Here is an 11,138-nt window from a genome sequence, read left to right on the forward strand (position 1 = left end):
TTTTCATGAAGACTGCCACCGGAGTCCTCCAACCGGTTGCGGAAATTTAATCGGAGGAATTGGGGAGTATTGAGCCATGAATACCATTCGTAAGCTTTTCGCGCGTCTGATGACTGACGAACGTGGTCTGACGGCCGTAGAATATGCAGTATTGGGAGCGATTGTTGTGGGCGCTATAAGCAGCATCGGCACGGCATTTGGCAGCGGACTTACAGGTGCGTTTCAGGACATGATCAATAACTTCTGAGGTTGCCGGATGAAGTTCCGCAGATCAGCTTTGTATCTGTTGAAATGCAACCGCGGAATGGCGGCGCTGGAGTTTGTGTTTCTCGCTCCGGCGCTGCTGGCCCTGGTCTTCGGGATCATCATCTACTCGATCTACTTCAGCGCGCTGATCGGCGTGCGGCAGGCTGCGGCCGAAGGGGCGCGGGCTGCCGTTGCTGGGCTTTCCACCAGCGAGCGCGTCGATCTGGCGCAGAAGCGGGCGAAGCAGGTTGTCGATGGCTATGGCCGCATTCTCGGCAGCGGCACGTCCGCTGTAATAACCGCTTCATCGGATGGAGTGGGTGCGTTCAAGGTCAAAGTCAGCTATGACATGAGCGGCAGTCCAATAATGAAATACGGGAACTTCGTTCCCTTGCCATCGTCGAACGTAGAAGCAAGCGTCGTCGTGACAAATGGGGGATATTGAATGGCTGGTCTGAGTTATTTCAATCTGGCCTTGCTGATAATCTTGCTTCTCCCGGCGGTGATTTTGCCTTGGGAGGGGCGAAGGCCGCCTGATCTTCTCTATGTTGTTATCGCTATCGGCGGCCTCAGCTTCGCTGCGCTGAAAGGCGGCGCGCCCGCGCTTGCCTGGGCGATGGCGGCGGGCGCCGGGTGCCTGATACTGGTGGCCGGCAGCGTCGCCGCCCTGCGCGCGGGCATGGGGCTGAGGGTGCTCACGGGCAGCCAGATCAAGCTTCTTGCCGCCGGGGCTACCTGGCTCGGTCTGGTCGGCGCACTGACCATGATCGCGATCACAGCCATGACGCTGCTCGTACTGGCAAGCGCACAGCAATTCCGCACCGCCGCGCGCCGTCCCGACTCGGGGGCGATCGTGGCTGTCGCCATCTTCTGCGTGGGCCTTCAGCAGGTTCTGCCGTCAATCTGAAAGGGGCAACCTTCGCTCAGGCGAGGTTGGATGTGCCGATGAACGTAATGAATCCCAGCTGGCGGTCCCGCCTAGGAGCCATGCTCAACCCGGCCCAGCCCCACGGGGGGGCGGACGAGGATGCCGTCGGCGATGAAACGATGCGGCCCGAGCCGGTTCTCATCGTCGACGACGATGAGGATTTCGGCAGCGAATGCGCCTTCAGCCTGCGGCTCATGGGCTATGACCCGATCGTCGCCACGAGCGCGGAAGAGGCCATGGCCCTGTTCGAGAGCAACGAGATCTCGATCGCCATCGTCGACTACAACATGCCCGGGCAGGACGGCATCGCGCTGATTCACGCCCTGGGCCAGAATGCCGAGGCGCGGGGCCTGCGCCTTCAGTTCATCATGGCCACGGGCTATGCCAGCAAGGATGTCGCCATCGACGCCATGCGGGCATCGGCGGTGGACTTCCTGGAAAAGCCGATCAACCAGTCGGACTTGCGCCAGGCCCTGCAGCGCATCAAGGGCCTGCGCCAGACGCCCGACGCGCGTGAATCGCTCCTCGGCAAGATGTCCAGCCTCAGCACCGAACTGCAGCGGCTGGCGATGCTGATGGACGATCCCGGCGCGCAGCCGCAGATCCGCGCGGGAGATCTGGTGCGCGAGCCGGAGCCTGTCGTCAGGGTTCCGCTTTCCGAAATCCCGGCGATCCCCGAGGCCGGACAGCTTACCGACTTCATCCGCGAACTCCTGCGCAAGGAAATGAAACGCCGCGAGATCGGCGGCGGAGAATTGTTCGGCGATCCGGCCTGGGAAATGCTGCTCGACCTGCTGCTCGCCAAGATCGAGGGGCGGCGCGTTTCCGTTTCCAGCGCCTGCATCGCCTCCGGCGCGCCGATGAGCACGGCGCTGCGGCTGGTGCGCCGGCTGGTCGGCGAAAGCGTGCTTTGCCGCCTGCCCGACGAACACGACCGGCGCCGGCACTTCCTGATCATCAACCCGAAGTTCGAAGGCCCCTTGCTGGAGTACCTGACCGAGCAATTGCGCCAGCGCGCAAAATCGGGCGTGAAGTGACGGCCTGAGGATCGAAGCGCCCGCATGCGAGGTTGAAGGGAGCGGCTGCGCACGGCCGCTCCGCGCAAGTCGAGAAAAACGAGATCTTCGGAACCGGAACCCGGGGAGCGACCACCGCAAACGATTCATGCGGCCGGTGGAACGGTTTGTTTACGAACAACCGTTAACCAAGCGCCATCCTTCCCGACGCGAAGTTCCCATGACCATAGATCCGCGCACAATGCTGTTCATGACGAATGCCGTGGCCTTCGTGGCTTCGGCGTTCCTGCTGTTCGAATGGCACCTGCTGCGCGAACGGTCGCTGGCTTACTGGAGCGCGGGATTCGCCGCGATCGTCCTGGGCTGCGCGATCACCCCCCTGCGCGAGCCGGGTTTCTTCATCGCCGGGGTCTGGCTGGCCAACGGCCTGCTGGTGACGGCGCATCTGGCGTTTCTCTACGGCACGGCCGCGTTTCTCGGCCGCCGGGTGTCGCCGGGCTGGTGCCTGACGCTGCCGGTCTGGGGGCTGATGCTGGCAATCCCCGACGATGCCTCGCGCACGCAAGTGCTCTCGATGATGAACGCCTTGCTGGTGGCTGTGCTATCGCTGAAATCGGGGCACATGCTGGGCGGCCTGCGCCAGCACCGCAATCCGGATTCCGCGCTTCTGGCTTTCGCATTCCTGGCGCACGGCGGCTTCTACTTGTTCAAGACGCTGACGGCCTTCGTCCCCGGTGCTTTCGTCAACCTCTTCCACTACACCGGCCTGATGATCTCGGTCTCGCTGTTCGAGGGGATCATGATGGAAGTGGCGCTGGCGCTGTCGATCGTCGGCGCGCTGCGGCGTCGGCGCGAGCGCAGCATCGTCCGCCTGGCCGAGCACGACCCGCTGACCGGCCTGCTCAACCGCCGCGGGTTCGACGTGCGCGCCCGCGCGGCACTGGAGGAGGAGGGCGCTCCGGCAGCGCTGCTCCTGCTGGATATCGATCACTTCAAGTCGATCAACGACGGGTACGGCCACCCCGAAGGCGACCGCCTGCTGGTGGCCTTGGGCGTTTTCCTCAATTCCACCCTGCCGGGGCACGCGATCTGGGCGCGACTGGGCGGCGATGAATTCGCCATCCTGCTGCCCCGCACCGATTCCTTCGCGGCGCAGAGCTTGGCCAAGGCGCTCTGCCGCGGCTTTGCCAGCGTCGGCGGTGGCCGCGGGAACGGCGGCACGCTCAGCATCGGCTGCGCGACCCAGTCGGGCGGCGCGATCGACCTTGAGACGCTGTTCGGGGTGGCGGACTGCGCGCTTTACGATGCCAAACGTCAGGGCCGAAACCGGCCCAGCCACCGCGAGGTCGGCGCCGAATCGGTAGCGCCCCCGGCGCCGCGCGACCGCGCCTTTCGCAGTGCCATCCCCCTTGTGACGCTTCCGGTCGACGCGCCCCGGCCCCGAGAAATCGTTCCTACACGGTAAAGTATCGTTTCCTTTGAGTGCGACAATCGAATGCAGCATTCGGTTGATCGCGAATAGGCAAAGGCGACTTGAGAAACATTTACGAAAACAATACCTGATGCGCTTAAGCTATCGCTTTGACCCGGGGGGGACAAACTTGCGATCGAGCTACGTTGAAGTGCGAAGTCAGGATGTCCATGACACGGCGCGGCCGTTCAAGTTGGAAGGCGAGGCTTTTCGAGTCCGCGATCTGTTGCCCGCCCTCTCTCTGCTGGGCGCGGGGCTGCTGGCCTTGCTCGTGGCCTCGATCTGGAGCGACGCCACTGACGACAAGTTCGTGGTGATAACGCCGCCCGGCTGGTCGCAGGGACGGACCGTGGCACTGGTTCGCGGCATGGACGGCACGCTGGTCCGCACCGGAAACTTCGCCAACGTGGTCTTCGCCGCTTCGGCCGATCCTGCCTTTGCCGCCAGGGCCCGCGCGGCCGGCGCCTGGCTGGTGGCGCCTGCGCCGCTCGCGGCCGGATGCACCGATTCCAGCCTGGAGCCCGTGCTGTGAACGCCGCTGTCGACAGGCTGCGCAACCAGTTCGGCCATATCCTGGTCCCGCTGCTCTGGGGCCATGTCCTCATCCAGGCTGCTGTCGCCCAGACGCTGAGCACTTCGGGAAGCTGGTCGGCGCTGCGGGCCGGGATCGCGGCAGCGATCGTCGCCGCGGCCTATCATGTCACCTGGCGGCGGTTCGGCACGGCGCCGGCCACGCGCTATCTCTCGGCCGTGGCGCTCATGGCGGAACCGGCCATGCTGTTGTTCCTGCTGCGCGGGCACCCGTGGCAGATGGACATGCACATGTACTTCTTCGCGATGCTGGCGCTGACGATCGCCTGGCTGGACCGGGAAGCGATCCTGGTGGCCGCGGCCGCCATCGCCGCGCATCACGTCGTATTGCTCTATCTCCTGCCCTATGCGGTGTTCCCGGGCGCGGGCAACCTGGAGCGGGTGGCGCTCCATGCCACGATCGTCGCTTTCCAGACCGGCGTGCTGGTCTGGCTGAACAACATGCTCCACGCCAGTTTCGATCGCAGCGCGCGCATGAGCGAGGAAATCGTCGCCAAGAACGCCGCGCTGGAGGAACGCACGCACGAGGCTGAAGAGGCGACCCGTGCCAAGTCGATGTTCCTGGCCAATATGAGCCACGAGATCCGCACGCCGATGAACGCGATCCTGGGCTTCTGCCACCTGGTATCGCGCACCGAACTGGACGAGCGCCAGCGCGGCTATGTCGAGCGGATCAGCAGTGCCGGTGCATCCCTGCTGCGCCTGATCAACGACATTCTGGACTATTCGAAGAACGAGGCCGGCAAGCTCACTCTGGAAGCACGGCCTTTCGACCTTCGCGCCGCTATTGCCGGGCAAGTGCAGCTGCTCTCGGTGGAGGCGGCGGCGAAGGGCGTGCAGATCGTGCCGCAGATCGATCATCGCCTGCCCGTCAGCGTGGTGGGAGACGAACTCCGCTTCTCGCAAGTGGTGCTCAACCTGCTGAGCAATGCGGTCAAGTTCTCCGACCGGGGCGCGGTGACCATCGGCCTCGACTTGCTCTCGGCCGGGGACCAGGCGCTGGAAGTGACGCTTTCCGTGCGCGACCACGGCATCGGCATGAGCGCGGAGCAGCAGGCCAGCCTGTTCCGCTCTTTCTCGCAAGGGGACAATTCCACCACCCGCCGCTTCGGCGGCACCGGGCTGGGCCTGGCCATCTGCCGCCAGATCGTCGAGCAGATGGGCGGCGACATCCGCGTGGACAGCGCTCCCGGGCAGGGTAGCACTTTCACCTGCCGGATGCGCTTCGCCGCGCGCAAGGCGCTGGGTGAGGGTGCCGTCCCCGCGCCGCATATCCGCGGGCTGCGGGTGCTCGCGGCCGATGACAACGCGGCGGCGCGGCATCTGGTGGAGGAGATCTTCGAAGGCTGGGACATGGGCGTGGACCTCGTCGCTTCGGGCGAGGAAGCCGTTTCCGCCTTCGGCAGCGCGGCCGGGCGCGACCAGGCCTACGACCTCGTCCTGCTCGACTGGAAGATGCCCGGCATGGACGGCATGGAAGCCGTGCGCGAGCTTCGCCGCATGCAGCACGGCGCGCCGTCTCCGGTGACGCTGATCGTCACGGCGTATTCCGTGGACGAAATGGCCGCCGAAGCGGGCGAGGCGGGGGTCTCCGCCTTCCTGACCAAGCCGATCGAGCCCCATGCCCTGCTGGAGACCATCACCTCGCTCTTTGCCGAAGCCGCCATCGAGCATGGCCCGGGCCATGCCGAAGCCGCCATCGAGCATGGCCCGGGCCATGCCGCGCCGCATCGGCGCCGGGGCAGTCCCAGCCTGGCGCCGCCCCCGGTCGAGACGCTGGGCGCCGAAGTGGAAGGCAAAGTCGATCCCCGCCTGCGCGGCCTGCGGGTGCTGCTGGTCGAGGATAACGAGATCAACCGCGAAATCGCGACCGAACTGCTGACTCATGCCGGTCTTGTCGTGGATTGCGCCGAGAACGGGCGGGTTGCCTGCGACAAGGTGGCCCAGAACGGCAGGGCCTATGCCGGCGTGCTCATGGACGTGCAGATGCCGGAAATGGACGGGATCGAGGCCACGGCGGTCATCCGCCGCACCTGGCCCGCAGAGGAACTGCCGGTCATCGCCATCACCGCCCATGCTTTCGATGCCGAGCGGCAACGCTGCCTGGACGTGGGCATGAACGACCATGTCGCCAAGCCGGTCGATCCGGCTCAGCTGATCCGCACGCTCAATCGCTGGCTGAAGCCCGCGCGCGAAGGCATCGCGCCTGCGGCGAGCGTGGTGGCGGAGGCGCAAGTGGGAACGGACGCGGCAGAAACCGCGAAAGCGTGCGCGGCCATGACCGACCTGCCCGACCGGCTCGGCCCCTTCGGCATTGCCGAGGCGCTGAAGCGCGTGAACGGCAAGGCGTCTCTGCTCCGCAAGCTGATCGTCAGTTTCGCGGGAACTTACGCCGATGCCGCGCAGGACATCCGGCAGCGGATCGCGGCGGGGCAAGTTGCCGATGCCCGGCGCGTGGCCCATAGCCTCAAGGGCGTGGCAGGATCGCTGGAACTGCGCGAGCTTCAGGCCTGTGCCGCCGATGTCGAACACTGGCTGGCGCGCCACGATCCGGCACCGGCCGCTGCCGCGCTGGCGGCGCTCGAACCGGAACTGGCCAGGGCCGTCGCCGCGGCGCGGTCGCTGGCCGAAACGCCCGCGATCAATCCCGTCGTACCGACCGCCGATGTCGATCCCGGTGCCGCGCGCACCGGCAACCTGGCCGACGGGCGCGAGGATCTGCGCGCCCTGCTGCGGCGCCGCAGCCTGAGCGCGCGCGGCGCCTTCGACCGGCTGGCGCGCGATATGGGCCTCACTGAAGCCGAACGCGCCGCTCACCCCCTGCACGAGGCTTTGCAGCGGCTGGACTATGCCACTGCCCTGGCTCTGCTGGACGAATTGCCGGGCGCTCCGCAAGGTAACCCGGCCCCTGAAGGCCCCGTCTCTCAAGGAATCCCTTCGTGACCAAAGCGACCATTCTCGTCGTCGATGACGATGTGGCGAATATCGAGATCATGAACGCCGTGCTCGAAGACGACTACGACGTCTGCTTCGCCACCACCGGCGAAGAAGCGATCGAGACGGCGCGGTCGGTCGATCCCGACCTGATCCTGCTCGACGTGATGCTGCCGGGCCTCGACGGTTTCGAGGTCTGCCGCCAGCTCAAGACGGATCCCGTCATGGCGGACGTGCCGGTGATCTTCATGACCGGCCTCGGCGATGCCGAGGACGAGATGCGCGGCCTGTCGCTGGGCGCGATCGACTATGTGGCCAAGCCGATCCAGCCCGCCGTCCTGCGCGCGCGGGTGAGCAACCATGTCGAGCTGAAGCGCCTGCGCGACAAGCTGGCCGAACTGGCGGTAACCGACGCGCTCACCGGCCTCAGCAACCGCCGCCAGCTGGAACGGACGCTGGAAGGCGAGTGGGTGCGGTTGTGCCGGACCGGGGACTGGCTCTCGGTCATCATGCTGGACATCGATTTCTTCAAGCAGTTCAACGACACATATGGCCATGTCGCGGGGGATCGCTGCATCGTCATGATCGCCGCCTCGCTCAACCGTGCCTTGCGGCGGATGACGGCGGTGACGGCGCGCTATGGCGGTGAAGAATTCGTCTGCATCCTGCCGGGCGCCGATCCGGTTACGGCGATGCAGGTGGCGGAGGAGATCCGGCGGCAGATCAATGCCCTGCAGATCCCGCATGAAACGTCGAACGTCAGCCCTTGCGTCACGGTCAGCGTCGGCGTCGCCAGCGCGCGCTGCACGGGCGACACTTCGCCCGAACGCTGGATCGCCGAGGCCGACAAGCAGCTCTACCTCAGCAAGGTGAGCGGGCGGGACCGGATCGTCGCCACCGAATTCGAAGTGCCCTGTTTGGGCTGAAGGGGGCCTGGGCTGAAAGGGGTTTGGCTGAAATCGGCCCGGACGGACGCCTATAGGGAGAACGTCGTCCCGGGTCAGACCCGGGACGACGGATTTTCCGGAAGCTGTCAGGCCGGTTCGGCCACGCGTTCCTGCATCAGGCGTTCCGCGGTGCGATCGGCCACGGTCGAAGGGGCGAGGCCCTGCCTTGCGGCTTCGTCCAAAACGGCGGCGACGCGGGGGCCGATCTGGAGGACGCGCTCGCGCACTTCGTCCGCGCTCTCGCGCAAGTATTCGGCCGCCACGTTGATGATCCCGCCGGCATTGGCGACATAGTCGGGCACGTAAGTCACGCCGCGCTCGAGCAGGCGCGCGGCCATGTCCTCGCTGGCGAGCTGGTTGTTGGCCGCGCCGCAGACCAGCTGGGCCTTGAGCGCGTCCACCGTGGCCTCATCGAGCGCGCCGCCGAGCGCGCAAGGCGCGAAGACGTCGGCCGCAACCCCGGCGATCTCGTGGATGGGGACCACGCGGGCGCCATGGCGTTCCGCCATGCGTGCGCAGCGCGCGGGGTCGATGTCGGCCACGATCAGTTCGGCACCGGCCTCGGCCAGCAGATCGCACAAGTGCGCGCCGACATTGCCGACGCCCAGCACCGAGACGGTCATGCTCGAAAGCCCGCTGCCGGACCGAAGCGCGACGGCCGCGCGCATCGCTTCGAACACGCCCAGCGCCGTCCAGGGCGAGGGATCGCCGCCGGCGCGGCCGGGCAGGGCGGTGCGGCCCGCGACATGGTCGGTATAACGGGCGACCGCTTCCATGTCGGCCACGGAAGTGCCCACGTCCTCGGCCGTCACGTAACGACCTTCAAGCCGCGCGACGGCCTGGCCGAAAGCCTCGAACAGAGCGGCGCGATCGAAATCGCCGGCCGGGCGGCGCAATACGGCCTTGCCGCCGCCGAAGGGCAGTTCGGCCATGGCGTTCTTGTAGCTCATCCCTTCGGCCAGACGCACGGCATCGGCCATGGCGGCGCTTTCGTCGGGGTAGGTCCAGAAGCGGCATCCGCCGGCGGCCGGGCCGCGTGCGGTCGAGTGAATGGCGATCACCCCGTCGAGACCGGCTGCTTCGTCGTAGAGACGGACATATTCCATCGGCGGCGTCATGCGGCTGGCGCGGGCGACCATTTTCGAACTCCAGTCAGGATGGCGTGATTGCCGCCTGCCTTATGACAGTTCCGCCGAGGGCATTCTCTCCTCATTCCGGGCCGATCGGGCTGATTGAGAGCAAGACTGACCTCATAAATGCTGATATGGGGAAGAAATGACCGATCTTGATCCCTACGAGCGGAAGATTCTCCGCGAACTCCAGCGCGACGCGAGTCAGACCACGGCCCAGATCGCGGAACGGGTTGGCCTGTCATCCTCCCCGTGCTGGCGCCGCATCGACCGGCTGGAACGCGAAGGCTTCATCAAGCGCCGGGTCGCCCTGGTAGATCGCAAGAAAGTGGGGCTGGACGCGCATGTCTTTGCGCAAGTGAAGCTCAATGCCCATGGCCGCGCGAACTTGGACGAATTCTCGGCCAAGATTCGCGAATTTCCCGAGGTGCTGGACTGTTATGTGCTGATGGGCTCGATCGACTTCCTGATCCGCGTCGTCGCTGCCGACATCGAGGCTTACGAGAAGTTCTTTTTCGAGAAGCTCTCCCAGTTGCCGGGGGTGCAGGAACTCAACTCGATCGTCGCGCTCTCGGAGATCAAGGCCACGACGGAACTGCCGATCTGAAGGCGGCCGGTTCCGGGAGCGCTGGCGCGTGTCAGTCCTCCAGCTTGCGAATGCGGTTGTAAAGCGCGCTGCCCTGTTCGCTCGGCTCGATGGCCCAGCTTCGCCTCGCGCATTGCCGGGCGCGTTCGAGCAGTTCCGTGTCGCGGCCCAGTTCGTAGCGATCGAGCCAGAGGTTGCCGCGCTGGATCAGGAGGATGCGCATCTCGTCCTTGTCGAGGCCGCTCGCCTTGCGCGTCACCAACTCGGTATGGGGGATAGCCTCCACCAACCGGCCCGACTCCCGCAAGGCCGATACCAGCGCGATAACCAGGTCGCCGGGAGGTGGATCGCCCGCTCCTTCCAGCCAGGCGGCGGCAAGTCTGGCCTCCTCACGCGGGGTCCCGTACTTGCGCGCCAGGCGAAGGCCTTCGAAGCGGTCCTCTCGCCAGGGCAAGCGGTAGGCCTGCGCGGCCTCTACCGCCGCCAGCAGGGGCAGGCGATCGTCTTCCTCGACACGGGCGCGAAAGCCGAATGCGATGAGCGCGCGCTCGGCCTTGTCGCGCGCTGCGTCGGCGGGCGTGCGCAATTCCGCGATCGCAGCGGCCAGCGCAGGCGTCATCAGCACATATCCGGAGGCGAGGGGCACGCTGCGTGTTCGGCCCGAGGCAAGGCGAAGCTGCACCGCGCGTGTATGGGGATCCACGCGGAGGATCGTGGCCGTGTCATCCGGGTCGTCCAGATAGAAAGTGCCATGGACCAGCGCCTCGATCAGGGCCTGGCTGTTTGGCCTATGGAGCAGCGGCACGATGTCCTCGCCGCTGATGTCCTCATCGTCGATAGCCACTTCCGCAGACCTCCTTCCTGAGGGGGCGTTCTAAGGCCTTTCGGCAAGGGTTGGATATAGCCTGGGCACCCGGGTCCAGGATTCGCCTCCGGCCGCACCTCTTCAGGCAGCAGGAAGGCGGCGGCCATTGGAAAGCGGCGGCGGGCCGTGTTTTTGGCGAGTATGTCGTTTTTTTGAAATTAGTGTTTGACCGAATCACGGGGTGCTTTTAGAGGGCCTCTCACCGCAGCGGACCACACGGTTTTGCAGCGGTCGCCAGCAGAGACGGACAGCTTGTTCCCCCATCGCAAGAAAGCGGGGAGCGCTAGTTGTCCGGCTTTACTGTTCGGCGGGTTCCGCGAGGGACCGGTTCTTTGACATTGTAGGTTTTAGATGAAGGGACATGTGGGCGACGGCGCCTGCTCCCGGGGCTTCAGGGCTCGGGGTGGCAGTAGATAGTCGTTAC

General features: G+C 65.8%; 11 protein-coding genes. 9 read left to right on the forward strand and 2 right to left on the reverse strand.

Features of this window, described 5'->3' with window-relative positions; genetic code table 11:
* Positions 1–76 precede the first annotated feature (76 nt).
* From EDF58_RS17460 to EDF58_RS17495, 8 genes are all read left to right on the forward strand, one after another.
* Positions 77–247 (forward strand): Flp family type IVb pilin, encoded by a 171-nt coding sequence (locus EDF58_RS17460; RefSeq protein ID WP_132267828.1) that lies wholly within the window; start codon positions 77–79, stop codon positions 245–247.
* Positions 248–256: 9 nt separating this feature from the next.
* The gene (locus tag EDF58_RS17465) at positions 257–691 is read left to right on the forward strand and encodes a TadE/TadG family type IV pilus assembly protein (protein WP_132267830.1); all 435 of its coding nucleotides are present in this window, start codon (positions 257–259) and stop codon (positions 689–691) included.
* Positions 692–1,153, forward strand: a complete 462-nt coding sequence (locus tag EDF58_RS17470) for a hypothetical protein (protein ID WP_132267832.1) — start codon at positions 692–694, stop codon at positions 1,151–1,153.
* 38 nt (positions 1,154–1,191) lie between these two features.
* Positions 1,192–2,211 carry a response regulator gene (locus tag EDF58_RS17475; protein ID WP_243654335.1) on the forward strand — a complete coding sequence of 340 codons (1,020 nt, stop codon included), beginning with the start codon at positions 1,192–1,194 and terminating at the stop codon, positions 2,209–2,211.
* Between the two features lie 199 nt (positions 2,212–2,410).
* Positions 2,411–3,655 (forward strand): GGDEF domain-containing protein, encoded by a 1,245-nt coding sequence (locus EDF58_RS17480; RefSeq protein WP_132267833.1) that lies wholly within the window; start codon positions 2,411–2,413, stop codon positions 3,653–3,655.
* A gap of 157 nt (positions 3,656–3,812) precedes the next feature.
* The gene (locus tag EDF58_RS17485) at positions 3,813–4,193 is read left to right on the forward strand and encodes a hypothetical protein (RefSeq protein WP_134093284.1); all 381 of its coding nucleotides are present in this window, start codon (positions 3,813–3,815) and stop codon (positions 4,191–4,193) included.
* Positions 4,190–7,195, forward strand: coding sequence for a hybrid sensor histidine kinase/response regulator (locus EDF58_RS17490; protein ID WP_132267837.1), 3,006 nt, complete (start codon positions 4,190–4,192; stop codon positions 7,193–7,195). The genes EDF58_RS17485 and EDF58_RS17490 overlap by 4 nt, the downstream gene beginning before the upstream one ends.
* Positions 7,192–8,112 carry a diguanylate cyclase gene (locus tag EDF58_RS17495; protein WP_132267839.1) on the forward strand — a complete coding sequence of 307 codons (921 nt, stop codon included), beginning with the start codon at positions 7,192–7,194 and terminating at the stop codon, positions 8,110–8,112. Before EDF58_RS17490 ends, EDF58_RS17495 begins: the two co-directional genes overlap by 4 nt.
* Before the next feature lie 107 nt (positions 8,113–8,219).
* Here the strand turns inward: EDF58_RS17495 and EDF58_RS17500 are convergent, their stop codons facing one another.
* A complete protein-coding gene (locus EDF58_RS17500) occupies positions 8,220–9,272 on the reverse strand; it encodes a Glu/Leu/Phe/Val dehydrogenase dimerization domain-containing protein (RefSeq protein ID WP_132267840.1) in 1,053 nt (350 codons plus the stop codon).
* Between the two features lie 136 nt (positions 9,273–9,408).
* Here EDF58_RS17500 and EDF58_RS17505 point away from each other — a divergent pair, with 136 nt between their 5' ends.
* Entirely contained in the window at positions 9,409–9,870 is a 462-nt protein-coding gene (locus EDF58_RS17505) for an Lrp/AsnC family transcriptional regulator (RefSeq protein WP_132267842.1), read from the forward strand.
* Between the two features lie 31 nt (positions 9,871–9,901).
* On the opposite strand, the gene EDF58_RS17510 is transcribed toward EDF58_RS17505, so the two are convergent.
* Entirely contained in the window at positions 9,902–10,693 is a 792-nt protein-coding gene (locus EDF58_RS17510) for a hypothetical protein (RefSeq protein WP_132267843.1), read from the reverse strand.
* Positions 10,694–11,138 lie beyond the last annotated feature (445 nt).

The organism is Novosphingobium sp. PhB57, from assembly GCF_004342985.1.
Lineage (GTDB): Bacteria > Pseudomonadota > Alphaproteobacteria > Sphingomonadales > Sphingomonadaceae > Novosphingobium.